Origin of the sequence: Streptomyces sp. NPDC090741 (assembly GCF_044769045.1) — a bacterium.
In the GTDB taxonomy this organism is placed as follows: Bacteria; Actinomycetota; Actinomycetes; order Streptomycetales; family Streptomycetaceae; genus Streptomyces.
The window spans coordinates 453,626-477,605 of the sequence record NZ_JBIVXF010000006.1; the positions used below are offsets into that span (position 1 = coordinate 453,626).

Consider the following 23,980-nt stretch of genomic DNA (forward strand, 5'->3'; position numbering starts at 1 on the left):
GGAGCGGGTCAGGGAGCGATGACGAGGCCTTCGATGAGGTGGTCGTGGTCGCGGAGGGCGAATTCGTAGCGCAGGTCGACGGTGCCACCGGGGAAGTCGCCTTCGAGGTGGTGCGTGGCGGTGTAGTGGGTGGCGTCGGTCTTCTGCGCGCCGGTGAGTTCGATGGTGTAGGTGAACTCGGTGGCGGACCGGCTCAGCCACTGTTCGATCGCCTCGGTGCCCTGGTGGGTGGCGCCGTCGTCGGTGACGGTGGCGTCGGGGGTGAAGGAGGACAGGGCGGTGGCGGTGTCGTGCGCTCGGTGGGCGTTGAGGTAGCGGGTGATCGTCTCGGGCAGGGCGTCGGGGTCGATCACGGTGCGCGCGGCGCGGGTCTGGTTGTCGTGCATGGCAGGTCCTCGGGGTGGTGTCGGGTCCGGACGGTGGGTTGTGCCGCCGAAGGAGTCCACGAGCCGGTCCGGCGCCGCCGCCCACCGCGTGAGTGCTAAAATGGAAGCCAGTTACTTTCACTTTAGCACCAACCGAGGAGAGTGCCGCGATGGCGAGCCGGATCAGGCTGGAGGACCGGGAGTGCCCGCTGTCCACGACGGTGCAGCACGTCGGCGAGTGGTGGACGCTGCTGATCCTCCACGACGCCTTCGACGGATACACCCGCTTCGACCAGTTCCAGGAGAACCTGGGCATCTCCTCCAGCATGCTCACCACCCGCCTGAAGTCCCTCGTCACCGACGGGCTGCTGGAGCGCCGGCCCTACCAGACCAACCCCGTCCGCCATGAATACGTACTGACTCCCCTGGGGCGGTCCCTCCGTCCTGTAATCGTCACGCTGGCCGCGTGGGGCAACTCCCGCCTCGCACCCGAGGAACGCAGCATGATCCTCGTCGACGCCGGCAGCGGCCGGCCGGTCGAGCCCGTGGTCGTCGACGCCGGATCCGGACGGCGGCTCGACGACAGCGACGCGTACGTCTTCACGGCGGGCCCTGCGGCGAGCGACGCCATGCGTGACCGCTACACGAACCGAGCGCCGGGTGCGGGCCCCGTGGGCATCACCCCCGCCGCCACGTAGCACTTCGAAGCGCCTTGCCGAAGAGCGTCCATGCTGCAAGACGACCCCGCGAGAAGAGCTGCTGGTTCTGCGCGCTCGTCGAACCGATCGGCCGATCGAGGGGTCGTCATCACAGGAGTCGTGCCGGAACCCGGCGTCGGACGGCACGGCAGTCGGCTCGCGCCGACGTGCGGAGGTCGAACCGGCGGGGAAGCCCGCGGTCAGCCGGCCGGAGTCGCGCCGGAGCCGCTCTCCTTCATGCATGCGTCATCAAAGGCCGTCAGGGTGATCACGCCCCCTTCCCCGAAGGCCCGGTACTCCGCGACCATGTTCCAGCCGCGCTGCTCGAGGAGCACCCTCGCCTCGCCGATCGCGCCGTCCTTGCCCTTGCGCTCCGTCCGCTCCTGAGGCTGCTGCCAGTCGCGCGCACGCAGCCCGCGAACCACCGCATCCAGGCGGGCGGCGTCGACCGGAGCGGACTTGCTCCCGAAGCCCTTGAAGCCGACGGCGCACGACGACGGCCCGCCGGCCGAGGCGGCCTGGGCGTATTCCTCTGCGTTCGCCGGGACTCCCGCGGCCGCGGCCGAGGCGTCGAGGTCCGTGCGCACGACGTCCTTCGTGAGCGGCCCGGTGCCCGCAGGCCGGGGCGATACCGGCACCGCGGCGGCGGCCTCCCCGGTGCCGGCGTCGCTCGTGCCGCAGCCCGCGGCTCCGAGCGCGACTACCGCTACCGCTACCGCCACAGCGGCGAGGAGGTTGCCCTGGACCTGGCACTTGGCACCTGGCACTTGGCACTTGGCACTTGGCACTTGGCACTTGGCACTTGGCACTTGGCAAGGGTGTCGCCGATCTGGCCCTTGCCGAGAGCGGCCTTGGACGAGGCCCACGTGTCCGCGGCCCACCCACTCCGGGTTCGAAATCGATCTTCTCGCAGTACGCGATGAGGTCCTTCTCCGCTTCCTCGTCGGAACCTGCGTACTCGGGCATGCGTCCCCCTTCCCCCTCGGCGGTCGTTGCACATACAACTTCGCAACTGTGCCGCAGCCCTGTGAGACGTTCGGGAGGGATCGTGAACAGGTTTGATTCCAGGGGTAGTTGGGGCCGCGGTCAGCCGATGTTACGGCTGGTACCGGCGCTCACCAGGCCACGTGCAGGGTCTCGGGTGAACGGTGGATGAGGGTGGGACGCATGGATGGCGGCGGGCGGCGTCGGTCCAGCCGCAGAGCGGGCAGGGTGTGCGAGAACAGCTCCAGCGTCAGGTGGAGCTGGGCCCGGGCCAGGCGGGAGCCCGGGCAGTTGTGCGGCCCCTGGCCGAAGGCGAGGTGACGCCGGTCCGCGGGACGGCGGATGTCGAACCGGTCGGCCCGCGCGCGTCGGTGCTCGTCACGGTTGGCGGAGGCGTAGGCCACGAGCAGGGTGGCCCCGGCCGGCAGCTTCGTCCCGCCCAGCGTCACGGGCCGCGTCGTGACCCGGCGAAAGCCCTGGATGGCCGTGTCGAAGCGGGCGCATTCCTCGACGGCGGCGCCGATCAGCGTCGGATCGGAACACAGCAGCAGCCACTGCTCCCGGTCGCTGAGCAGGTGCAGCAGGGCGGTGGAGATCAGCGCGCTCGTCGTCAGGAAACCGGCGATCAGCAGGTTCTGCAGATTGGCCACGAGCTCGTGACGCTGTTCGAGGGTCAACTCGCCTTCCCCGGGGGCCAAGCCGGCCACGAGGTCCGAGCACAGGTCCTCACGGGGGTGGGCCCGGCGGTCGCGGACGTAGCCGTCCAGCAAGTGCTGGAGCGCCACGACGTCCTGCGCGGCGGCCGCCTGCCCGGGTGGCGACAACGGGCGGAAGAACAGCTCCTCGGCGCGGTAGCCGCCGTGCACCGCCGAAGGGACGTCGGCGCGATCCAGTCCGATGAGCCGCCCGATGACCAGTCCCGGCAGCCGCCGGGCGTACGCCTCCACCAGCTCGGCCGATCCGTCCGCGGCGAAGGCGTCCACCAGCTCGCGCGCCTGCTCTCGCGCGTACGGCATCAGCGCCGCGATCCGGCCGGAGGACAGGCCCCGGTTCAACGGGGCCCGGTAGCGCAGGTGGGCGGCGCCGTCCGAGGAGACCACGGTCGGCCGCGGCCCGAAACCGCGCGGGAGGACGCCGAGCGCAGCCTCCGACAGCGGGACGTCCGGCAGCAACGCGTTCGCGGAGGAGAAGTCCTCGGCGCGCCGCAGGACTTCCCGTACGTCGCCCTCGCGCGCGACCAACCAGGCGTCGACCTCCGGTATCCAGGTCAGCCCCTCGGCTCGGCGGGCGAGGGCGTAGCGGGAGTAGGGATCCCGGTAGAACGCGTCCCGAAGCACTTGCTCCGCCTGCTCCGCTTGCTCGTGCCCTGCTGACACACGGCCTCCGTCTCGCGACCGGCGCCCGGGAGTTCCCGGTGCACCGGGCATCCTGCCCGACCCCCGGCCCGATCGAAAGAGCGCATCGGGACGTCCGCCGGACGGGCGGGCACGGGCGGCAGGGCGCCCCTCCCGGGCAGCACCGCCCGCCCCGACGGGGCGAAACCCCATGGGGATCGACTCACCGGATGGAGTACCCGTCCCGCAGCGGGCCGCCGGACAGGTCCAGCACTCTGCCACCACCGCGGCGAAGCGCGTCGCGTCCCCGGCGATCGCCCGCATGCGCGGCAGCCTCGGACAGTGCGCGGTGCACCCCGGCGTCGGCCGCAGCCGGGCCGCCGCGACAACCCCCTCCCTCAGCCGAGCCAGTGCCCACCCACCCAACGCTTTCGCGCTTCGTCCCGGAGCGAAGCGCCCGGCCCATCCGTGTCGACCAGGAGCATGCCGTCAGCGCACATGGCGATCAGCGGCGAACTCCGCTTCGCGGTCTCGCGCCAGTGCCGCGAGTTCGCCCAGGACTCGGGCCGCTGGTGCCGGGTCGACCAGCCACTTCAGGTGGCTGCCCGCAAGGGTGTGGACGTCGTAGGGGTTGTCCGGCGTCAGCGCGTTTCCCTCGCGGATCAGCCGGTCCTGTATGGCGAGCGGCAGGCTCGTGTCGTCGGCCAGGCGGAGGTAGGTCTTCGGGATACGGCCCCAGGTCTCGGCCTGTGCCCGGTCGGCCGAGGTGCCGACGTCCAGGTTCTCGTCGGGCTGGAAGGTGTTCAGGAAGGTCAGGAACTCCTCGTCGGTGCCGTCAGCGAGGAATCCCGCCTTGAAGGCCGCGAGGGCCTCCGGATTCGCGGTGCGGAAGTTGACGCGGAGCAGACCGAGTTCGGCCGGGTTCCCGGCCAGCGCCAGGCCCAGGGAGGCGGCGTCAACCGTGGCCATCTCCGGCTCTGCGTAGTAGTCGCTGACGTCGAGGTCGACAGGGCACCAGGCCGAGACGTAGACGACGCGGTCGATCAGGTCCGGCCGTGCGTTGGCCGCCGCGGTGGCCGTCATGCCGCCGCGGCTGTGGGAGACGAGGATCACCGGGCCGTTCTGCTTGGCCCTTTCGAGGATCCCGATCAGGTGCGCCGCATTGTCGGCGAGCGTGACGCCCTTGATCGAGCCGGGTTCCGTGGCGAGCCCGGCGAGGTCTTGTGGCACCTGGTAGGACCGCGTGTAGGTCGCCCCGAAACCATGGCCGGGCAGGTCCACCGCGACCGAACGGTGCCCGAGGAGGCCGAGTTCGGCCTGGAGCGGCGCGAACGAGAAAGAGTTCGAAAAGGCTCCGTGAACCAGTACGAACGTCGGTTGCATCTGTCTACTCACCTTCTGGCATCCTGCGGCATCGGCGGCACCCGCGTCGCAACTGCTCCCCCGCCGTCACCCCGACACACAGGCACCCTGGGCCACTCAAACTCCGATGACACAAAGCTAATGATCATCATGGCTCGATGGCAATGATCAAGACTCGATGACACGTGCCGCCACTCGAATCGGTGGTGAAGGTGATACCGGCCAAGGAAGCTGATGACGGAGAATGCCGAGTTGTGATCGAACTCAAGCGCGGCGTCGCCACCCTCGCAGTTGCCCTTGCGGGCACCGTGGCCCTGGCCTCACCCAGTACAGCCGCTGACAACACGCTCTACGAGCCCACCCACGGAGGACCGCGCGCGGCGATCAGCCTTGCGGAACCCGACAGAGCGACGATAACGGAAGGGCAGGTCAAGGAGGTCTCGCCCGGGGGCGTGATCACCTATCCGAGCGTCACCAGCTGTCTCACCGTGACCGTGCGCTTGCGGGACGGCGGTCTCGTCGGTGCTCACGCCAGCCTGTTCCAGGTAGCGGGTGAACTGCGATCCGATGAGATTCCGGCCGCGCTCAAGCACCTCATCGGCAACCGCCCCGTGACCGCGGTCCAAGTCAAGGGGGCCGTCGGCGCCTGGCACCCGAGCTACTTCGTGAAGGCGATCGAGAGTTACGGCGAGGAGGAACAGCCGCCGTACCCGGCACGTCCGGACCCCGAAGGACTTGCCGATGCGGTGTCACAGGGACTCGAACTGCCCCGCAGCCTTGTCACGGTCGAGGATGTACCTGACGGGGACCAGATCGCCGGCTGACGACACAGCCGGCGCCGGCCGGCCGGCCGACTACGCGTCACAGCCGGGGCTCGCTCCTGCCTCGTGTCGCGGCCGTCAGCGGGTGCGTCGGGGGCCGCCGCGGAACGGGCGGCGGCGGGAGACGGCTTCGGGAGCGGCCTCGGGGGACGAGAAGCCGCCGGCGACCGCCACTCGTGCCGGAGCCGGTGAGGCGGGGAGGGGCGATGCAGGGGCCGATGCTGCGGAAGGACGAGGACGCGCCGACTGCTGGGCCCGTCCGAGGACGGCGGTGTGGGAGATCAGGGGTGCGCAGGCCTGGCAGATCTCGGCGAGGGTCCAGACCTGGCCGACGGCCGGGTTGTGGATGAGGACGAGCAGCGGGGCACCCATACAGGAGGCTCTGGTGTCCTCGTGGAATCCGCACTCGGCGGCCTGGCACGCACATGCCGCGTTGGGGCGCACAGTGGCGAGGCGGGCGTGCGCGCGGGCGTGCTCGGCGGCGAACCGTCGCATGGCCGCCGTGTCCTTGGACCGGGGCGGCATGCGGCATGCCTCGGTGGTGCAGGCGACGGAGACGGTGTGGTCACCGTGGCCGGTCAGACGGACCGTCCAGGTCCGCCCCGGGACACGGGATCCGGGAATCATGGTCAAAGCAGAGTTGTCCGTTCACATAAGCGCGGTGGTGTGCCCACTGTTCGACAGTCTCGCGCGTGGCGACAGTGAATTTTCACGCGGCCCCGGCGTCGACACGGGCCCCCTACCGGTAGCCCGGTCATGCGGAGAACCGCACCTCAGACGAGGAGACCGGCAGAACCCATGGGGCCTTTGTCGCACGCCATTCGGCAGGTGTCAACGACCTGCCGCCGCATCCGGGCTCTTCCGGCGCTCCGCGGCCTGAGCTAGCACGTCTTGTCGAAGGAGATGGTACTCGCCTCCGAAGTCGTAGCCCTCTGCGGTGTCGTCCGGCTGGACCTCGTCGCCCGCCCGTTCGCAGACCGGCAAGGCCGTATGACGGTACGGCCTCTACGCGAGCCACGTTCCGTCGCGCATGATGACTCTGCCTTGCAGCTCTGGTGTACCTCTCCAGGCGCGCACGGTCTTCGGTACTGCACGCACGTACAGGAAGGGGCCGTCCTCCGTACGCGGGTCCCACCCGAACTTGCCGGCGAACGCATCCGCTGCGTCTGCGGGCACGTCCTGGTCGGTGAAGCACTCCGCCTCGCCCTGCAGAAGCAGCACATCGAACGTGTCCGGCAGCGACAGGCGCAACCGCGGTTCCCTGCGGATGTTCCGCGCGGTCGCGGAAGCCGCGCCGGTGCACATCCACACGGCTCGGCCGTCCCACGAAAACCACAGCGGCACCTGATGCGGTCCGTGATCAGGATGAGCTGTGGCTACCCATATGTCCCGCTCCGTGGCGAGCCGTTCCAGAGAGTCGCGCCTACGTTCCGCCACCGGGCGACGTACGAATTCCGTGTTCTGCATGAGTACCGACCCTAGGCAGCGGCATCGCAGCGCGCATCGGACATCGGTCCTACTCCCAACGACCGACAAGAGAGGGCGAGGGGCCGGTGTTGGGCGCGAGCCTCGGCGGTGACCTTGAGGTCGCCCAGCCATGCTTCGAGTCCCTGACGGAGGATGGCGGTCGCGGTGGGGACGTCCGCGTCGACCTGAGGGCCGGTATGGGTCTCCTCGGTGCTCACCCTGCCGCCGCCGGGGATCTCGGTGAAGTTCCACACGTGGACGCCGTCGATGTGCAGTCCCTCGCCGATTGCCGAGCCCGTCCAGCGGATGCAGGAGTGGTACCCGAGCTGTTCGACTGCGACGGTCGAGGTGATCTCCAGGCTGGTGGCCGGAGTCGGGTTGGGGGGTACCGGGGTTGTCCACCGGAAGGCCGAACTCTGGCGGAGGGGGCCGCGGTCGAGGCGTTCCGCGGTGGTCACGGCAGCCTGCCAGGACGGCCAGCGCTCGACGTCGGTCTGCAGCTTCCAGACCGTGCGCAGCGGAGCGTTGATGCGGATCTCGGCCCGGTGACGGACGCGGGCGGCGGGGTCGACGCCGGCGCCACGGCAGGTGAGGGACTTGGCGGGGCGGGGGCTGAGGGAGCTGGCGGCGCCGGCGGGTAACGCGGCGGTACCTAGGAGGCCGATGGCGAGCGGGATGGCGAACAGGGCGCGGACGTCGGCGCGGTGGATGCCGGGCATGGGGTTCTCCTTTGATGTTCGGTGGGTGGGCATCGCCGAGCGGCAGAGCATCAAGCTGCAATTAGAGGCTATAACTCAACGGTGGGGAGGGGCAATAGGTTGCGTGACACCTTCTAACCGACCTCCGGGCGACAGCCGGTTGGGCAGGGGGCGGCCCCGCGGCCGGACGCCCGCCCCCTGCTCCGGTGCGGCATCGGCAAGTGGATCCGGTCGAGGAGACGACCGTGTGGCCGGCCTCCCCGGTTCCCGGCCCGACGGCCCCCAGGACGAGGACGACCCGTGGATGACGGGACCGTGGAGTGAAGTCGGCATGTGAAGACGACCGGACGGGGCGGGTGCCGCGTACGGTCGGCGGTGGGCCGTGGCTTGCCGTCACGGCTGTCGCCCCTCATCCGGTTGGGGACCGGTCTCGTCCGTTGATGGCGCCGGAACAGGAGTACGCCGATGCGTCTTTACGCCCAGACTCGAGCACGTCGTTGCCGCCAGGTGCTCGCCGACCTGATCGCCATGGCACTGCTGGCGGCCGCGGTGTGGTTCGCGCTCGCCGTCCACGACGGGATCATGCTTCTGGCCGAGCCGGGGCGGAAGGTGGAGGACGCGGGCGGCAGCCTTGCCTCCGGCCTCGGCGATGCGGGGGACGCGGCCTCGAACGTACCGCTGGTCGGGGGCATCCTGAAGAAGCCGCTGCAGTCCGCCGCCGAGGCCAGCAACGGGCTCTCCGACGCCGGGCAGTCGATGCAGGACGTGGTGGGCCGTGTGGCCGACCTGACCGCATTGGTCCTGATCGTCACCTCGGTGGCGATCGTGCTGGCACTCTGGCTTCCCCCGCGCGTGCGCTGGATCCGGCGCAGTGCTCGGATCCGCGGCCTTCTCGACGCTCCCGGCGGTGCCGATCTGCTTGCCCTACGCGCCCTGACCGGGCCGGTGAGAGACCTCGCATCGGTCTCCGTCCCGCCGGGGGGTCTCGCCGATGCCTGGCGCCGGGCGGACGATCGGGTCATCAGCGACCTGTCGCAGGTGGCGCTCAGGCAAGCCGGCCTGCGCCCCTGAAGGCACAGGCACGTCCTCTTATTTGGCGATCTTCCAGAGGGTCAGCGTCGTGACATAGTCCGGCATATCCGAGGATGCGCCGCCCGTGGCATGGGGCAGGACGTCGGTGATCCGCAGCATCGCCAGGTTGTTGTCGCCGGTGACGGTGCACAGCACCGTGCCCTTGGCGAGCGTCGCGCCCAGGTTCAGGTCCTTCTTGGGAACCGCGGCCGGCAATGTGTCGGTGTCCACAGCAGCCCTGCACGCCTCGGGTGTGCTGCCGCTGCTCCTGCCCGTGGGGGTGAGGAAGCGCAGGTCCGCGTCGCCCCAGTCCTGGTACGTGAGCTCCATGCCGGCGGCCTGGCCGATCTTGCCGCTGGGAAACACCTTCGGCGCGTCCAGGTCGACGTGCGTGCCGGTGTTGAAGGCCGGTGCGCGCAGCGTGAAGGGCTTGTCCTCGAACACGAGCGTGTACGCGGCCTGCTTGGACGGGGACGGGGACGGGGAAGACGGCGAGGAGGCCGGGTCGGAGGCCCCGGCGTGTTTGCGGTCCGCCCCGTCGTCGGCGGCGGCGCCCGCTCCGCCGTCCGGGCTCACGAGCGCCCAGGTCACGACCGCGGTGAGGGCCACGGCGAGCGCACCGCCGCCGGCCAGCAGCGCGGGCCGGCTGCGCTGGGCGGACCGAGGAGTGGGCGCTGTCGCCGGCTGCGGTGTGGGAGCCGGACCGGAGGGCGGCGTGGCAGGCCGCGGCGGAGCCGACACCGTGGGCTGCCCGGACCAGTGGGCATCGGGCTCGGTGGGCGGCGTGGCGGCCGGCGTGGCGGCCGGCGTGGCGGCCGGCGTCGTCGTGGGCTCCGGGGGGCGTGCGGCAGCCGCCTCCCGGCGGGCGATCCGATCCATGAGCGGTGCCGGCAACCAGCCGTCGAAGGTACGCAGCGCCCGCCCCGCCGCCCGTTCGCTCAGTACTGCCAGTTCGTCCGTCGTGATGCGCGCCGCCGGATCGGCGGTGAGGGTCCGTTCCAGCAGGGTCCGCAGCGGCGCCGGGTATCCGCTCAGATCCGGCGCCGTCCGCGCGGTGTTGGCGATCCGTACGGCCAGGGCGGTCGCGCCGCCCTCGCCGTACGGATGCCGACCGGTGGCCGCGACCGCAGCGATCAGGCCGAGGGAGAACACGTCGGCGGCCCCGGTGACGCGCTCGCCCAGCGCCTGTTCGGGCGACATGTACTGCGGGGTGCCGATCACGCCACCGCTGCGCGTCAGCTGTGTGACGTCGGCCGCCCGCGCGATGCCGAAGTCGATGACGTACGGCCCGGTCGAGCTGAGCAGGATGTTGGCGGGCTTGAGATCACGATGGACGACGTCCGCCCCGTGGATGGAGACAAGAGCCCGAGCCGTGCAAGCGACCAGCTGGAAGACCGCGGGCAGGGGAAGCGGCCCGTGGGCGGCGAGCGCGTCGGCGAGCGACAGGCCGGGCACGTACGCCGAGGCGATCCAGGGAAGCGGCCCGGCGGTGTCGTGGTCGACGACCGGCACCAGGTGGTAGCCCTGCACCCGGCGGGCGGCCTGTACCTCGTGTTCGAAGCGGCGCCGGAAGTCCGGGTCCTGGCCGTACTCGCGGCGGATCACCTTGAATGCCACCGGCTGCCCGCCCCGGGTGTGCGAGAGGTACACGGTGCCCATGCCGCCCTCGCCGAGCCGGGCCAGCAGCCGGTAGCCGGCCGTCTCGCGCGGGTCGAGGGGGTTGAGCGGGGTGAGTATGTCGTCGCTGCCGTTCGTCACAGCCGCCACCCTATGGGGCGTGACATTCCGTCAATCGTGCGGCCACCGGGCGCCCTTGATGACACGGCGCAAGCCGCACATCGGGCGCTCTCGTCCGGCGGGGCCGCCCCTGACTTCGAGAGCCGACAAGGCGAGCGCGAAGCTCCGGCCGCGCCTTGCGGTCCTGCATCGCCACCAAGGCCGACGGCTGTCCGCGGCCCCCGGTACGGCAGACAAGTTCGACTCGTGGATGCCATCCCGGCCGAGACCGTCGAGGTGTTCACGGCAGCGACGCGGATCGCGGACCTGACCCCGGAGCAGGAATGGGCCGCCGACCGGATCGAGGCCGAGGTCCGCGCCCTGGACGTCACCGACGCGGGTGGTCCTACTTGTCGGCGATGAGCGTGCCGGCCGCGCCCCAGCTGTCCGCCGGGACCTCGTGGATCCACACCTGGACGGTCTCGGCCGGGATCTTGTACGCGTCGACGAAGGCGTCCGTGACCCGCTTGACGAGCTCGCGCTTCAACTCGACGTCGCGGGGACCCTGCTGGATGGTGACGATGGGCATGGCTGAACTCCCTTGCCGGCGGCGGCTTCCCGGCCTTTCCGGGTCGCTCTCCGGCGTGACCCCAGTCCATCGGATCCGTACCGACCGACCAAGAAGCAGACGGCGACCGCAGCGATCAGCTCTCGTGATCGTTGCCGGCCGGGAGGGCTGTGAGCGCCCGCAGAAGTACCTCGAGAGCAGCGGGCGGGGTCTCGCGGCGGACGGCCAGCCCGATGGGCAGGGCCAGGCCGGGAGCACGGAACGGGCGGAAGGCGACCCGGGGGCTGAGCAGCACGCGTGCGTGGGCCGCGTACACCACGGTCCACATCGGTATGGAGCCGGCACCGATGGTGGCGAGGGTGTTCTGCAGCGAGCCGCTGACCGGTCCGGGCAGCGGCTCGAAGCCGGCCGAATGGCAGGCTCCGACGACCAGATCGACCAGGGCCGGGTTGTTGCGGCGGGCGGTGATACAGAGTCGCAGCCCGGCCAGGTCGGAGATGGCCAGCTCCGTCTCGCGGGCGAGTGGATGGGCCGCCGGGAGGACGGCCACCAGGGGGTCTTTCCACAGAGGCAGGATCCGCACGCCCGGGGCGGGCTCCAGGGAACGTACGAACGCGGCGTCGAGGCGGCCGTCGGCCACCTGTTCCAGGCGGTCATGAGTCGGGGCCGAAACCAGCTGGACCGAGGTGTCGGGGGCAAGGACGGCCAGGCCCCCGAGCAGCCGGTCCAAGTGTTCACCGAGGCCGGTGCTGGTGCCCAGGCGCAGGCCGACCTGTTCCCGGACGGCGGCCCTGGCCCGTTCGGCGGCGGCGAGCACGGCCCGCGCCTCGGGCAGCAGCCGCTCCCCCGCGCCGGTGAGCCGGACGTGGCGTGGCGATCGGTCGAACAGATCGGCCCCCAGCTCCCTTTCCAGCCGCTGCACTTGCTGGCTGACCGCCGACTGCACGATGTGCAGCCGGTCGGCGGCCCGACCGAAGTGCAGTTCCTCGGCGACGGTGACGAAGTACCTCAGCTGCCGCAGTTCCATCCGCCGACTGTAACCATCGAGGTCAGACGGCCATCGTCGGGTCAGCCGCGCGCCCGTCGACCCGACACCGGGGCCGCCGAGTTTCACAGCCGACCACCGGGGCCACGTCACCGTTGCCGCGGCAACAGGTGCGTACGAGGGCAGCACCCGCCCTCAAGCAGCAAACGGGTGAATGGGGCGAATGGGGTCCGACTGCTTCCCCCGGGCACACGACGTCTGACGCGGCGTAGTCGAGTCGCGTTCACAGGGAGTAGACAAGGGTAACCTTATTTAGGTTAGCCTCTCCTTATGCACCTCATACATCTGGCTGCCGACTCCGGCTACACCGCACCTCCGCTCTGGCGCGTCCTCACCAAGGCCGGCTACTTCATCGGCCTCTCCGGAGCCATCGGCGCCACGGTCACCTACGCAGCGTCAGTACGCCCCGCGCTGCGCGCACCGGAGAGCCATAGCAGTGACGTGGAGGTCATGAGACGAAGAACGGCAGGCTACTTGGCCTGGTCCGGGGTAATCCTCCTCGTCGCCGGCTATTTCCAGCTCGCCGCCCGCCTGGCCCGGGCCGGAAAGGGCATGCCGTTCGGTGACGCCCTCTCGCCCGGCCGGATCCGGGACTTCCTCCTCGCACCGGCGGGCAAGGGCGCCTGGATCGCGCAGGGCACGATATACCTGGTGCAGAGCGTCGTTCTGGTACTCGCCGCAGCCGCCTTGATCGCGCTGTTCGTTCCCCGGGTACGCCGACACCTGAACACCCTCGCGCTGACCGCCCTGCCCCTGAGCCTTGCGGTGACGCTCATCGGGGCGGTGCCGGCCGCCAAGCCGAAGGATGCGGACAAGGTGCTGGACCTCGCGTTCGGCCAGACCCACATCATCAGCGGTGTGGTCTGGGTCGGCGGCCTGGCCTTCCTCGCCGGACTCGCCACCTCCCGCCGCCGCCTCGGCGACAGTGCGGGCCTGCTCTGGGCGGACATCTGGCGCCGCTTCGCCCTCGTCGCCCTCGTCAGCGTCGGCGCGGTGCTCACCTCCGGACTGTGGCTGGGCTGGAAGCACATCGGCTCCATCAGCCAGCTGTGGACGACGACCTACGGGCTCTTCGTCCTCGTCAAGATCCTCCTGGTCCTCGGCATGGTGACGGCAGGCGCCGTCAACCAGTTCTGGCTCATGCCCCGCATCGTCAAGGCACGCTCCGAGGACGACACCTCCTCGCTCCTGCACCTGACCTTGCGGCACTTCCCCAAGGTCGTCTGGGGCGAGGTCGTCCTCGGGATCGCCGTCCTGGCCGTGGTCCCCTTCCTCAGCGGCTCGGCCCGCTCCGAGGCCGGTAGCCCGCCCGCCGTCTCGGACGGCAGCATCTTCACCGTGGGCGCCCTGCTGGTACTCACCCTGGCGGCCTCCCTCTACGTCACCGTCAGGACGTCCGACGCCCTCGCCCGACGGACGCCTTCGATCGCGGCCTGACCCGGGCCAAGTCCGCGGGCCAACACACCGGGCTCCCCGGGAGGCGGACTCAACCCCCCTTGGCCCGCCGCACCACCTCGTGGAGGTCTTGGACCGCGTCCGCGGTGCACAGAGCGGCAGCCGCGACATAGACGGCCGCGGCAACTCCCCGCCACCCCCCGCCCGTCGGCCGGGGCGAGAGCAGTGCGGCGACGCGCCGGGGAACGGGCCCCGGCGTCTCGCCGCGCCGGGGCCGCCCGAGCAGGCCCAGGGCCGCCGCGGGCAGTCTGTGCCGGCCGCCGGAGTTCTTCGCCGCCAGCGCGGCCTTCCCTACGGTGACGGCCACCCGACGCCGGTCTCCGGTCACCCGGACCGCGGCCTCGTCCGCCCAGCGCTCCACGGTGTACGCCACCTCGTCGGCCGTCGAACGCAGCAACGGATTCACGGCGGCGGCCAGTTGAACGGCCGCGGTGAAGAGGTAGTGGTGGCCCCGCAGATGGGCCCGCTCATGGGCGAGCAGGATCTCCCGCTCGCCGGCGTCGAGGGACCGCAGCATGCCGGTGGACACCACGATGCGGCCGGGCAGCCCCGGCATCGCGAACGCGTCGGCAGCCCGTTCCTCCAGAACGACCACCGGATCGTCTCCGGGGAAACAGGCGGCTTCCAGGACTGCCGCGCACACCGCCCGCACCCGCCGGAACGCAAAGCGTGAGCCGGCCGTCACGACGGCCGGCAGCAGCAGCGCGGCCACCACGGCAACCGGGATCCACGCGGGATCGTCGCGCTGCAGCACCGCCGGTGACAGCTCGGCCAGCCGGGCGATCAGCGGAATGCGGACCAGGCCCGCCAGGGCCAGCAGTCCCAGCACCGTGGTACTGCCGGCGGCGAGCACCACCGCACCCGCCGTCAGGAGCAACGTGGCCAGACGCGGCTCCAGGCGATCCGCCAGCCGACGGGCCCCTGGAGCAGCGAACAGGGGGAAGAGCAGCGGGAGATAGACGGCCAGATGCATGGCAGACCTCGCGCCTACCGGCCCGCGTCCAAGTCGCCGCCCAGCAGCCGGCGCAGCAAGGCCTCGTCTCCGCTGGAAAGGTCGTCGACGAAGCGCGTGAGAACCCCTTCGCGGTCCTGCACCTCCTCCATCGCACGGTGCATCTTCCGTGCGGCGAACCCCTGTTCGTCCGTGGCGGGGGCATAGGCGAAGGCCCGCCCGTGCGCCGCCCGGGTGAGCACGTCCTTGTCGTACAGGCGGGTCAGAATCGTCACCACCGTGCTGTAAGCCAGGTCGCCGCCGATGCGGTCCAACACCTGCCGGGGCGTGAGCGGTACGGAGGCCGAACGGAGTACGGCAAGCACCTCGGCCTCCCGCCTCCCGTTGGCCAGGCGGCGGTCCGCTTCGTTCGCGGGACCGGCGTGGTCATGCCCGTCCAATGTTGGCCGCCTCCTTGTCCATCCTCTACAGTCACCCTCGTCTTCTACACGCGTGTAGACGGTGAGGGTCTGCCCCGAGTGTGCCATGCCCGCCATGCCCGCCCTCCCCCCATGACACCCGCCGCCATCGCGGTGACCGGCTCGGCACAGGCCGGCGCCCGGGGCCCGGCGCCCAGGGCCCAGGGCCCGGTCGGCGCTTCACCACCAACACATCGGACCAACCCCAGGGACGGACGAATTGAGCACCATCGGCATCGGACAGGCAGCGGTCCTCGGCATCGTCGAAGGGGTCACCGAATTCCTGCCGGTCTCCTCCACCGGCCACCTGAAGATCACCGAGGGGCTGATGGGCATCCCGGTGGACGACAAGGCCGTCGTCGCCTTCACCGCGGTCATCCAGGTCGGCGCCATCGCCGCGGTCCTGGTGTACTTCTTCAAGGACATCGTGCGGATCATGACCGCGTGGGGACGCGGCCTGGCCAACCGCGAAGAGCGGTACCACCACGACTACAAGTTCGCGTGGTGGGTCATCTACGCCACCATCCCCATCGTCGTCGTGGGACTGGCCGCCAAACCCCTGATCGAGAGCACCCTGGCCTCCCTGTGGGTGGTCGCCGGCTCCCTCATCGTCGGCAGCGGCCTCATGTGGGCCGCCGACCAGATGGGCCGCCACAAGCGCGGCGAGGACGACACCGACCTCAGGGACGCCATGCTGGTGGGCTGCTCCCAGATCCTCGCCCTGCTCTTCCCCGGCTTCTCCCGCTCCGGCGCCACCATGTCCACCGGCCTCATCCTCGACCTCGAACGCGTCGCCGCCACCCGTCTCTCGTTCTTCCTGGGCATTCCCGCCCTGACCGGTGCGGGCCTGTACGAGCTCAAGGACGCCATCGGCGCCGGCGTGGACACCCTTCCGCTGGCCGTCGGCACCGCGGTCTCCTTCGCCGTCGCCTACGCCTCGATCGCCTGGCTCCTGAAGTTCGTCGCCAAGCACTCCTTCAACGCCTTCGTCGTCTACCGGATCGTCATCGGAGTCCTGCTCTTCGGCCTGCTCGGGACCGGGGTCCTCACCGCCTGACGGCGGACCCCGCGGACTCCGGCTCCTCGGAAACGGGAGCCCCGGCCGAGCCGGTTCGCCGGCCGGTCTGTGATCGGCCGGCGGCCCGGGCCATTGACCTCACCCTTACCCCGTAGGTCGTCCACAGCGCAGTAGACCACCTACGGCAAGGCAGTCGCCCGGGTGCTGCGCCCGGTCGCCTTTGGCCCGGCTCCCTTGAGAGGCCCCACCTTGCATGGCCGCATCCGTGCACACAGCGACCCACCTCGCGGTCAACCCGTACGCCCCGCCGCGCGAGGGCGCCCGACGCGCGGAGGAACCGCTGGGGAAGTACGGGAACGCCGTCGAGCTCACGGTGGCGGACCGGCTGAAGGCCGGCCCGACGCGTCCGCTGCCGGTCTCCACATGACCCGCGCCCGACTCGCACGCCGAGCCGGTTGGCCGGCCCTGAGCGCCGGCGCGCTCTTCGCCCTGCTGGCGCTAAGGGTCGTACGCACCCCGGATCATCCGCTGCCCGCCGATGCGGCCCTGCACCGCTGGTCCATGGAGCACCGCCCGGCCGTCCCCTCGGCCCTCGCCCGCATCGTCACCTACACCGGCACCGGGTTCATCCCGTACGTCCTGCTCGTACTGGCAGGCCTGTACGCCGGCCACACCATCCGGCAGCGGGCCGTCACGGCCGCCGCGCTGCTGCTGTGCCTCGGTGCGGGCCAGACCCTGCGCTACGCGATCACGATGCCGATCGCGCGCCCCCGCCCGGCGACAGCGGACTGGCCTGTCGCGCACCGGCGACCGGCCCACGGCCCACGGCCGGCGGCTGACGGCTGACGTGCGGCAGCGCATCCTCGTCGAGGACGGTCAACGGGAGCTGCGGTCCGAGTAGGCCTCGGGGACGGTCGAAGTTCAGTCGGAGGGGTGCTCCCCCTGGGCGATTTCGACCCCGCGGTGCAGCCAGATCGCCCCGGCCAGGGAGGAAGCGCCCGCCGTGGCGCACAGCAGGGCCATGGCCAGCACCGCGGGGGCGATGCGCCGGGTGGGCGCATGGGCCAGCAGGGCCTTCACGCGGGCGGGGACGGGTCCGGTGACAGCGCCCGCCGCCAGCACTGACCGCTCGGACCGCCTGCTGCCACGGGTGGTGGCCAGCGCCGCGCGCCCCACGGCCTGCGCGGTGAGCAATCGGTCGCCGGTGGCGCGGGCGGCGGCCTCGTCCGCGGCGCGTTCGGCGGCGAACGACACCTGGGGAACGACCGCGGCCAGTGCCGGGTGGCACCATCCTGCGAGCTGGGCGGCGGCGAGGAAGAGGTGGTGGCGCGAGGCGAGGTGAGCGCGCTCGTGGGCCAGAAGCACCTCGCGCTCGTGCGGATCCAGGGAGCGCAGCATGCCGCTGGTCACCACGACCCGGCCCGTGCCCGTCAGTCCGGGCAGGGCGTAGGCGTCCGGGCGGGAATCATCCAGTACGCACACCCCTCCGACGTTCGGAAGGTGGGCGACATCGCCATGGGCGCTGCGCAGGCGCTTCACCTCGGACCATCCGTGCCGGACCACGGTGACGCCGGTGACCACGGCGACCCCCGCGGACAGCGCGGACATCCCGAGGGTCAGCGGCGCCGGCCCGGCCCGGAGCGGTTGGACCAGGTGTATGAGGGCGGCCAGGGGCGGTATCGCCAGCGCGAGGGGCAACAGCAGGACACCCAGGCACGCCACGACCCCGACGGCGAGTGCCCCGGAGGCGGTGGTGATCGTCCACAGCGCGACGTCGGGCCTCACCCGGGCGGCCACGCGCCGGGCGAGCGGCGGCAGGGCCCAGGGCAGCAGGAGGGGGACGAGCAGCAGGACGATCACTGACCGCCTCCCTCCAGCAGACGCCTGAGCTCCGCCTCGTCACCGGGGCTGAGCCCTTCGACGAACCGCGCCAGGACGACGCTGCGGTCGCCGTCCTGGTCGAGCTCACGATGCATCCGGCGGGCGGTGAGGCCGTGCGCGTCCTCCACCGGGAAGTACAGGAAGCCCCGCCCGCCGGGATTGCGGTCGATGACGCCCTTCTCGTGCAGCCGGGCGAGCAGCGTCGCCACCGTGGTCCGGGCCAGCGGCTGCGGTATCGCCGCTCGCACCTGAGCGGCGGACTGCGGTTTTCCCGCAGCCCACAATGCCGCCAGAACGCTGGACTCCAGCTCGCCCGCCGGCCGACGTTCGCTCGCGCTGCCCGTCATGGAACCTGCCCCTCGGAGAGATCGTCTACAGTGAGGTAGACGGACTACTGTCTTGTAGACATGGAGGGGCGGACGGCACCCGTGCCGTCCGGCAGCCCGACAGTCCGGCAGCCCCTTGTCTGCGGCGGTGAACCCCACCCCGACCACCATTATCGATGGGACCGTGCCGATGCCCCTGACACAGCTCGCCGCAGCGCCGCCGGTGCACCTCGCCGTGAACCTGCTCGACGCCCAATCCCTCCTCGCCACGTTCGGGACGATCGGCATCGCGGTCGTCCTGTTCGCCGAGACGGGCCTGCTCGTCGGCTTCTTCCTGCCCGGGGACTCGCTGCTGTTCACGGCCGGACTGCTGTGCGCTGGCTCGGCGGCCTCCCCGGGGCACCTGTCGCTGCCCTGGGTCCTCCTCGCCTCCGCGGCCGGCGCCCTCGCCGGCGCACAGACCGGCTATCTGCTGGGCCGAAAGGCCGGGCCCGCGTTCCTGACCCGGGCGAAGTCCCGCAAGATCGGCGAAGGCGCCGCCCGGGCGGCGGAGATCCTCGAACGCTACGGGTACGCGAAGGCCATCGTCCTGGCCCGTTTCCTGCCCATCGTGCGGACCGTGCTGAACCCGCTCGCCGGGGTCCTGAACGTACCGGCGCGCACGTTCACCCTCTGGCAGGTCCTGGGTGGTCTGCTGTGGACCATCGGCCTGGTCCTGGCCGGATACGCGCTCGGCGCCTCCGTGCCCAACGTCGACCGCTACCTGCTGCCGATCATCGCGGTCATCGTCGCCGTGTCTCTGATCCCGGTCGCCCTGGAGCTGCTGCGCTCCCGCCGCGCCGCCCGCTCCTGACAGCCGATCGGCAGTTTCGGTGCGGCAGGCCCAAAGGCGACTGCGTTCATCATGCATTTATCGTGCGTCAACATGTGACGGGTGAGATCAATTGTCCGGTTCAGGACAGAGACATGAAGGAGCACCTTCTTGCCCACTCACCTCAAGCGTGCTGCCGGCCCACGGCTGTTACTGGCGCTGATCACGGCCCTGTGCGCAATCATCGGCACCACCGCGCTCGGCACGACCCAGGCGGCAGCAGCCGATCAGCGTCACCCGATCTACGCCATCGCGCACCGCGTCGACACCCTGGGCGGCGTGGACGCCGCACTCAAGCACGGCGCCAACAGCATCGAGATAGACGTCTGCGCCTGGTGGAACCCGAACGAATGGCGGGCCTATCACGACTGTTCCTCGGCCGGTGACAACCGGCTGGGCCCCAGCTTCGACAGCATGATCGACCGCATTCTCTCGAACGCCGACGCAGGACGCCGGCTGGCGATGGTCTGGCTGGACATCAAGGACCCGAACTACTGCGGAGAGCAGGAGAACCGCGGGTGCAGCGTCGCCGGACTGCGCGACAAGGCACAGCGGCTGACGGCTGCCGGGATCCAGGTGCTCTACGGGTTCTACGAGTACCACGGCGGCAGTACCCCGGACGTCGGCGGCCGGGGCTGGAAGAGCCTGGAAGGCAGGCTCGGCAGCCTGGAGGGCATCACGACGACCGGAACCCGCGACCAGGTCCGAGGTGCTTTCAACCGGTCCGGTGCCGGATTCCCGGCCGGACACCGGGCGATGGACTACGGCGACAGCGACATCACCAAGGGGTTCGGCAACTGCACGGAAGCCACCTACAACACGTGCGCGGAACTGAAGAAGGGCTCCGGGGACCGTGACGCGGGACAGCTCGCGGCCACCCTGTCCTGGACGACCACGTACAACGATCCGTGGTACGTCGACAAACTGCTGGGCGACGGGCGCGTGGACGGGATCATCGCGGGCTACGGGGCCTTCACCGGAGTGCGCGAGTACGACGACAGCTGGCAGTGCGCCAATGCCATCGGCCTCGTCCGTGACTGGGTGAACCGCCACAGCGGCACCCACCGCATGGCCACCCCTGGTGACCGCCTGTTCAGGTAGCGCGGGGACTGCGCCCGAGGGCGCGTGCCCCGAAGCGCCGGCGGGGCGCCTGGGGCCGGTACGGGACAGCCAGATTCCTCCCGGCCGGCCCCGGCCCCTGGGCTACTGCTGGTCGGGAACGTACTTGTAGCCGACGCGGCGCACGGTCGAGATGCGGTCCCGGTAGGCGGGTCCGAGCTTGCGGCGCAGCCGGGCTACGTGGACATCGACCGTACGGCCGTCGCCGATGTGCCCGTACCCCCAGATGCCCGAGATGAGGGCATCACGCGTGTGAACCGTGTACGGGTGGGCCACGAGGTGGGCCAGGAGGTCGAACTCCAGGTAGGTGAGATCCAGTTCGCGCCCGTCGAGCTCGACCAGCCGACGTGCCCGGTCCACCCGGATCGCGTCGTCGAGCCGGACGGAGTCGCGGTGCGGGGCCGGCTCCGACCCGGGAGCCCGAGGCAACCCGGGCCCGAGGGGATGGATTTCCGGGCGTATGCCGTGCGCTTGCATCAGCGCCACCGGGTCGACGTCCGCCGGCAGGAACACGAGGTATCCGACGCGACCGCCGTCGGTCCCGCCGGCGGGGACGGCGGGCGGACGGTCGCCGACCAGCTGGAGGCGCGGGGCCGGGGAACGGCGGACGGCTGGTGCGGGTGCGGGAATGGCGGTGGTCACGATGAGCCCCTTCGGCTGCGCGGAGTGAGGTACGGAGGCCGGGTGTTCGGGCACGACAGGGCGCGGTGTCTCCGTGAAGGAGTCGACCAGGAGGATCGGCGCGTCGCACGCCGGACCGATCCGCAGGCCCCGAAGGGCCGGGGTCACGAACGGAGCGACGCACAGAGAGAAGCGGCAGCCGGAATACCGGCGCGCATCGAGGAAATGCCCTGACGAAGAAGCCCTAGACGGGTCGGCAGACGGCGCTGGCCACGCGACGGAGGTCAACGTGCCTGCGGCGTACGAGCAACGGCTGCGACGGGGACATGGTCACATCGTGGGGTGCGCGGCGGACGCGCGTCAATACTTCCCTACTGATTACATAGGAAATCGCCGGATGGAGGGGCCCCGCCACCAGGAGGGCCCGGAACGGAACTCCCCGACTCCACGCACTCCCTGACAGGGGATCCGGCCGCGATCCCCACCAACCGGCCGCCGACCTGCATCGTCTTTCATCCCGAGATCGGACTGTCCATCATTCGGTCACGCCCTTGCCGGGAAGGTCGCTTCGGGCGAGTATCCCTATCAATCCGATGGGAAAGGTGGGGATGGCCGCCCTGCCCGGTCGCGGCCGGCTCGCACACCCACCGTCTGCCGCCCAACAACGTTCCGGAGTAGCCGACATGACCACCGCCAGCCCCCATGGCACCGACGAGCGGCACCGCGCACTCCTGCGTACCGCCCGCGATGTGGCGGACGACCTCGCCGCGGACGCCATCGCCCGCGACCAGGCCGGTAAGCCGCCGACCGACGAGACGGCCCGGCTGCGCGAGGCCGGCCTGCCGTCGGCCCTCACCCCGCCCGGACCCGGTCGCGGGGCGGACTGGCGTACCGGATGCGCCGTCATACGGGAGATCGCCGCAGCGGACAGCTCTGTCGGCGACCTGCTCGCCCGTCACTACGTACACGCCTGGAGCGGACGCTTCTACGCGGATCACGAGCACGCCACCGCCCTCGAAGAGGAGTCGGTGCGCGAGCGGTGGCTGTGGACCGGGGCGGTCCGCACTCCCGCGTCCAACGACGACACCGAGGGACCGGACCTCAGCCTGAGGCCGCGCACCACCGGCTACCTGCTGAACGGGCGCCGGTCGGTGGACACGGCGGTGGCCGCTGCCGACCAGATCGTGGTGGACGCCGTCTGCGCCGCGACCGGCGACGTACTGGTCGTACGGATCCCACCCGGCGCACGGGGCGTGACCGTCGAACCCGCCCACGATCGCCTCGGGCAGCGGGTCGCCGGCGCGGGTCAGGTCGTCCTGGACCGGGTCGCCATCACGCCGGAGCAGGTGCTGGGCCGCCGGCCGCACGACGAGGAGTCGACCTCACCCGTCACCGCGCTCGCGGAACCGGCGCTCCGGCTCGCCCTGTGCCACGTCGGCCTCGGCATCGCCGAGGGGGCCCTCACCGAAGCACGCGACCTCAGCAGGGGCGGCCGCGCACACCGGCTGCCCGGTGAGGACCCGGACCTCTTCCTGACGTACGGGGAACTCGCCTCTGCCGCTCAGACGGCCACCGCCGTGGTCGACCGGGCGACGGAGGTCATGGCGCAGGCTCTCGCCAAGGGTGCGCAGCTCGATTCCGAGGTACCGGCGGGCGTCGCCGCCCTGGTCGCGACTGCCGAGGCCGTGACCTCGAAGGCCGCCCTGCACATCACCGCCCGGGTGCTGGAACTCGCCGACGCGCCCGGACTGGACCGGTTCTGGCGCAACGCCCGAGTCCTGACGGCCCACCGCCCGGTCGCGCACCGCCTGCGCTCCATCGGCGAGCACTACCTCAACGGCTCCCACCGCGCGGTGGCGTCGGCCTTCCATTGACGCAGGGCGCCGCTGCTCTCCCCCAGGCCCCCTCGACTGCCGGGCGGGCACGCGTACCCGCCCGGCAGCCGGCGGCCGCCCACGGCGGACGCCGGCCTGATCCATGCCGGATAATGGCCCTATGCGGATCTCAGCCAGGGCGGACTACGCGGTACGTGCCGCACTGCAGCTTGCCGCGGCACAGGATGACGGGCCGGTGAAGGCCGAAGCCATCGCCGACGCCCAGGACATCCCGCACAAGTTCCTCGAGGGCATCCTGAACGACATGCGCCGAGGCGGTCTCGTACTCAGCCAGCGCGGCGGCAACGGCGGCTACCGGCTGGCCAAGCCCGCCCGGTCCATCAGCATCGCGGACGTCATCCGCGTCGTGGACGGGCCGCTCGTCTCGGTGCGCGGGGTCCGCCCACCGGACCTGTCCTACACCGGCCCCGCCCAGTCGCTGCTCCCCCTCTGGATCGCGCTGCGGGCCAATGTGCGCGAGATCCTCGACGGCGTGAGCCTGGCCGACGTCGCGTCCGCCGATCTGCCCTCCGGCGTATCGGCACTGGCCGATACCCCCGGGGCCTGGACCAACCCCTGACCCCCTGACTTCCCGACCCCCGCCCCACCTGCACTTTCTCGCATCGCGAGATATCGGCGTCCATCATGCGGTCAGCCTCTTGGGGCGGGTGTCCGGCTCTGCCAATATGCCTACCAACCAGGTGGGAAAACTAGGAATCAAGGGAGGCGGCCATGCGAACACTGCACCACGCAGGCCGGATGCTGCCTCTGACCTCCCGCCGACACATCGACCTGGTCCGCACCTCCAGCGCCATCTGTCAGTCCGGCTGACACCCTTCGCCGGTCCGGTTCCGCGCGTTGCGCACCACTGAGCTCTGTCCCACTGCGCTCTCCTCCGGCCGGGCAGGCCTCTCGGCCGACCTCACCGACCGCCTGCTTTCGAGCGCGGGCGTCCGACACCCACCCATTCGGGTGCTGTGTGTGCCGATGGCTTCGTGTCGCCCATCTCTCCGTACCTCCCTGAACACCATCCCGTGAAAGGACACCTCCGTGTCTGCCGCCAGACCGCTCACCACCCTGCGCGCCATCGCCGTCACAGCGGCTCTTCCCCTGCTGCTCACCGCCTGCGGCTACGGTTCCGAGGCGAAGAAGGACGACGACAAGGCCAACGTCGCGGCCACCGGCACCAAGAAGCTGTCCGCGTCCGAGGTCCGTATCGGGTACTTCCCGAACCTGACGCACGCCACCGCGCTGGTCGGCCTCCAGGAAGGCCTGA

At 71.0% G+C, this 23,980-nt stretch carries 29 protein-coding genes and 1 pseudogene; 14 read left to right on the forward strand and 16 right to left on the reverse strand.

What is annotated here, in order from left to right:
- Window positions 1–8: 8 nt before the first annotated feature.
- Entirely contained in the window at window positions 9–386 is a 378-nt protein-coding gene (locus tag ACIQU4_RS19725; protein ID WP_403732005.1) for a nuclear transport factor 2 family protein, read from the reverse strand.
- 149 nt (window positions 387–535) lie between these two features.
- On the opposite strand from ACIQU4_RS19725, the gene ACIQU4_RS19730 reads away from it, so the two are divergent.
- Window positions 536–1,063 (forward strand): winged helix-turn-helix transcriptional regulator, encoded by a 528-nt coding sequence (locus ACIQU4_RS19730; RefSeq protein WP_403732010.1) that lies wholly within the window; start codon window positions 536–538, stop codon window positions 1,061–1,063.
- A gap of 200 nt (window positions 1,064–1,263) precedes the next feature.
- On the opposite strand, the gene ACIQU4_RS19735 is transcribed toward ACIQU4_RS19730, so the two are convergent.
- From ACIQU4_RS19735 to ACIQU4_RS19745, 3 genes are all read right to left on the reverse strand, one after another.
- Window positions 1,264–1,830: a hypothetical protein gene (locus tag ACIQU4_RS19735; protein ID WP_403732013.1), complete on the reverse strand. Its 567-nt coding sequence runs from the start codon at window positions 1,828–1,830 to the stop codon at window positions 1,264–1,266.
- Window positions 1,831–2,178: 348 nt separating this feature from the next.
- Window positions 2,179–3,423 carry a cytochrome P450 gene (locus ACIQU4_RS19740; protein WP_403732016.1) on the reverse strand — a complete coding sequence of 415 codons (1,245 nt, stop codon included), beginning with the start codon at window positions 3,421–3,423 and terminating at the stop codon, window positions 2,179–2,181.
- A gap of 447 nt (window positions 3,424–3,870) precedes the next feature.
- Window positions 3,871–4,764 carry an alpha/beta hydrolase gene (locus ACIQU4_RS19745; protein ID WP_403732018.1) on the reverse strand — a complete coding sequence of 298 codons (894 nt, stop codon included), beginning with the start codon at window positions 4,762–4,764 and terminating at the stop codon, window positions 3,871–3,873.
- Window positions 4,765–4,997: 233 nt separating this feature from the next.
- On the opposite strand from ACIQU4_RS19745, the gene ACIQU4_RS19750 reads away from it, so the two are divergent.
- A complete protein-coding gene (locus tag ACIQU4_RS19750) occupies window positions 4,998–5,567 on the forward strand; it encodes a hypothetical protein (protein ID WP_403732021.1) in 570 nt (189 codons plus the stop codon).
- A gap of 75 nt (window positions 5,568–5,642) precedes the next feature.
- Here ACIQU4_RS19750 and ACIQU4_RS19755 read toward each other — a convergent pair whose 3' ends face one another.
- The 3 genes from ACIQU4_RS19755 to ACIQU4_RS19765 form a co-directional block, all read right to left on the reverse strand.
- On the reverse strand, window positions 5,643–6,191 hold the full coding sequence (locus ACIQU4_RS19755) for a hypothetical protein (protein ID WP_403732023.1): 549 nt from the start codon (window positions 6,189–6,191) through the stop codon (window positions 5,643–5,645).
- Between the two features lie 378 nt (window positions 6,192–6,569).
- Window positions 6,570–7,031 carry a pyridoxamine 5'-phosphate oxidase family protein gene (locus tag ACIQU4_RS19760; protein WP_403732026.1) on the reverse strand — a complete coding sequence of 154 codons (462 nt, stop codon included), beginning with the start codon at window positions 7,029–7,031 and terminating at the stop codon, window positions 6,570–6,572.
- An 11-nt stretch (window positions 7,032–7,042) separates the two neighbouring features.
- On the reverse strand, window positions 7,043–7,750 hold the full coding sequence (locus ACIQU4_RS19765) for an SRPBCC family protein (protein ID WP_403732028.1): 708 nt from the start codon (window positions 7,748–7,750) through the stop codon (window positions 7,043–7,045).
- Between the two features lie 486 nt (window positions 7,751–8,236).
- Between ACIQU4_RS19765 and ACIQU4_RS19770 the strand changes: the two genes are divergently transcribed.
- Window positions 8,237–8,800 carry a hypothetical protein gene (locus ACIQU4_RS19770; RefSeq protein ID WP_403732031.1) on the forward strand — a complete coding sequence of 188 codons (564 nt, stop codon included), beginning with the start codon at window positions 8,237–8,239 and terminating at the stop codon, window positions 8,798–8,800.
- 18 nt (window positions 8,801–8,818) lie between these two features.
- Here the strand turns inward: ACIQU4_RS19770 and ACIQU4_RS19775 are convergent, their stop codons facing one another.
- Complete coding sequence (locus ACIQU4_RS19775) at window positions 8,819–10,558, reverse strand: protein kinase (RefSeq protein ID WP_403732033.1); 1,740 nt, start codon at window positions 10,556–10,558, stop codon at window positions 8,819–8,821.
- 225 nt (window positions 10,559–10,783) lie between these two features.
- On the opposite strand from ACIQU4_RS19775, the gene ACIQU4_RS19780 reads away from it, so the two are divergent.
- Window positions 10,784–10,939 (forward strand): hypothetical protein, encoded by a 156-nt coding sequence (locus tag ACIQU4_RS19780; RefSeq protein WP_403732036.1) that lies wholly within the window; start codon window positions 10,784–10,786, stop codon window positions 10,937–10,939.
- Here the strand turns inward: ACIQU4_RS19780 and dmpI are convergent.
- Complete coding sequence (gene dmpI, locus ACIQU4_RS19785; protein WP_053690240.1) at window positions 10,923–11,105, reverse strand: 4-oxalocrotonate tautomerase DmpI; 183 nt, start codon at window positions 11,103–11,105, stop codon at window positions 10,923–10,925. The genes ACIQU4_RS19780 and dmpI overlap by 17 nt on opposite strands.
- A gap of 115 nt (window positions 11,106–11,220) precedes the next feature.
- Window positions 11,221–12,111 carry a LysR family transcriptional regulator gene (locus ACIQU4_RS19790; RefSeq protein WP_403732040.1) on the reverse strand — a complete coding sequence of 297 codons (891 nt, stop codon included), beginning with the start codon at window positions 12,109–12,111 and terminating at the stop codon, window positions 11,221–11,223.
- Between the two features lie 288 nt (window positions 12,112–12,399).
- Here ACIQU4_RS19790 and ACIQU4_RS19795 point away from each other — a divergent pair, with 288 nt between their 5' ends.
- Window positions 12,400–13,566 carry a copper resistance D family protein gene (locus ACIQU4_RS19795; protein ID WP_403732043.1) on the forward strand — a complete coding sequence of 389 codons (1,167 nt, stop codon included), beginning with the start codon at window positions 12,400–12,402 and terminating at the stop codon, window positions 13,564–13,566.
- Window positions 13,567–13,615: 49 nt separating this feature from the next.
- Here ACIQU4_RS19795 and ACIQU4_RS19800 read toward each other — a convergent pair whose 3' ends face one another.
- Window positions 13,616–14,557, reverse strand: a complete 942-nt coding sequence (locus ACIQU4_RS19800) for a M56 family metallopeptidase (protein ID WP_403732046.1) — start codon at window positions 14,555–14,557, stop codon at window positions 13,616–13,618.
- A gap of 14 nt (window positions 14,558–14,571) precedes the next feature.
- Window positions 14,572–14,976 (reverse strand): BlaI/MecI/CopY family transcriptional regulator, encoded by a 405-nt coding sequence (locus tag ACIQU4_RS19805; RefSeq protein ID WP_403732048.1) that lies wholly within the window; start codon window positions 14,974–14,976, stop codon window positions 14,572–14,574.
- A 238-nt stretch (window positions 14,977–15,214) separates the two neighbouring features.
- Between ACIQU4_RS19805 and ACIQU4_RS19810 the strand changes: the two genes are divergently transcribed.
- From ACIQU4_RS19810 to ACIQU4_RS19820, 3 genes are all read left to right on the forward strand, one after another.
- The gene (locus ACIQU4_RS19810; RefSeq protein WP_403732051.1) at window positions 15,215–16,051 is read left to right on the forward strand and encodes an undecaprenyl-diphosphate phosphatase; all 837 of its coding nucleotides are present in this window, start codon (window positions 15,215–15,217) and stop codon (window positions 16,049–16,051) included.
- A 226-nt stretch (window positions 16,052–16,277) separates the two neighbouring features.
- The gene (locus tag ACIQU4_RS19815; protein ID WP_403732054.1) at window positions 16,278–16,439 is read left to right on the forward strand and encodes a hypothetical protein; all 162 of its coding nucleotides are present in this window, start codon (window positions 16,278–16,280) and stop codon (window positions 16,437–16,439) included.
- A complete protein-coding gene (locus ACIQU4_RS19820) occupies window positions 16,436–16,858 on the forward strand; it encodes a hypothetical protein (protein ID WP_403732057.1) in 423 nt (140 codons plus the stop codon). The genes ACIQU4_RS19815 and ACIQU4_RS19820 overlap by 4 nt, the downstream gene beginning before the upstream one ends.
- Window positions 16,859–16,933: 75 nt before the next feature.
- Here the strand turns inward: ACIQU4_RS19820 and ACIQU4_RS19825 are convergent, their stop codons facing one another.
- Window positions 16,934–17,872: a M48 family metalloprotease gene (locus tag ACIQU4_RS19825; protein ID WP_403732060.1), complete on the reverse strand. Its 939-nt coding sequence runs from the start codon at window positions 17,870–17,872 to the stop codon at window positions 16,934–16,936.
- A complete protein-coding gene (locus ACIQU4_RS19830; protein WP_403732063.1) occupies window positions 17,869–18,240 on the reverse strand; it encodes a BlaI/MecI/CopY family transcriptional regulator in 372 nt (123 codons plus the stop codon). Before ACIQU4_RS19830 ends, ACIQU4_RS19825 begins: the two co-directional genes overlap by 4 nt.
- 169 nt (window positions 18,241–18,409) lie before the next feature.
- On the opposite strand from ACIQU4_RS19830, the gene ACIQU4_RS19835 reads away from it, so the two are divergent.
- Window positions 18,410–19,072: a DedA family protein gene (locus ACIQU4_RS19835; RefSeq protein WP_403732066.1), complete on the forward strand. Its 663-nt coding sequence runs from the start codon at window positions 18,410–18,412 to the stop codon at window positions 19,070–19,072.
- A gap of 129 nt (window positions 19,073–19,201) precedes the next feature.
- Window positions 19,202–20,191, forward strand: a complete 990-nt coding sequence (locus ACIQU4_RS19840) for a phospholipase (protein ID WP_403732068.1) — start codon at window positions 19,202–19,204, stop codon at window positions 20,189–20,191.
- 102 nt (window positions 20,192–20,293) lie between these two features.
- Here ACIQU4_RS19840 and ACIQU4_RS19845 read toward each other — a convergent pair whose 3' ends face one another.
- Window positions 20,294–20,851, reverse strand: a complete 558-nt coding sequence (locus ACIQU4_RS19845) for a winged helix-turn-helix domain-containing protein (protein WP_403732070.1) — start codon at window positions 20,849–20,851, stop codon at window positions 20,294–20,296.
- A gap of 223 nt (window positions 20,852–21,074) precedes the next feature.
- A complete protein-coding gene (locus ACIQU4_RS19850; RefSeq protein ID WP_324617234.1) occupies window positions 21,075–21,158 on the reverse strand; it encodes a putative leader peptide in 84 nt (27 codons plus the stop codon).
- A 355-nt stretch (window positions 21,159–21,513) separates the two neighbouring features.
- Here ACIQU4_RS19850 and ACIQU4_RS19855 point away from each other — a divergent pair, with 355 nt between their 5' ends.
- The 4 genes and pseudogenes from ACIQU4_RS19855 to ACIQU4_RS19870 all read left to right on the forward strand — a co-directional run.
- Window positions 21,514–22,704 (forward strand): acyl-CoA dehydrogenase family protein, encoded by a 1,191-nt coding sequence (locus ACIQU4_RS19855; protein ID WP_403732073.1) that lies wholly within the window; start codon window positions 21,514–21,516, stop codon window positions 22,702–22,704.
- 121 nt (window positions 22,705–22,825) lie between these two features.
- Window positions 22,826–23,284, forward strand: coding sequence for an RrF2 family transcriptional regulator (locus ACIQU4_RS19860; RefSeq protein ID WP_385578232.1), 459 nt, complete (start codon window positions 22,826–22,828; stop codon window positions 23,282–23,284).
- A gap of 179 nt (window positions 23,285–23,463) precedes the next feature.
- Complete coding sequence (locus ACIQU4_RS19865; protein WP_403732130.1) at window positions 23,464–23,535, forward strand: putative leader peptide; 72 nt, start codon at window positions 23,464–23,466, stop codon at window positions 23,533–23,535.
- 219 nt (window positions 23,536–23,754) lie between these two features.
- Window positions 23,755–23,980: pseudogene (locus tag ACIQU4_RS19870) on the forward strand (sulfate ABC transporter substrate-binding protein); the annotation flags it as partial.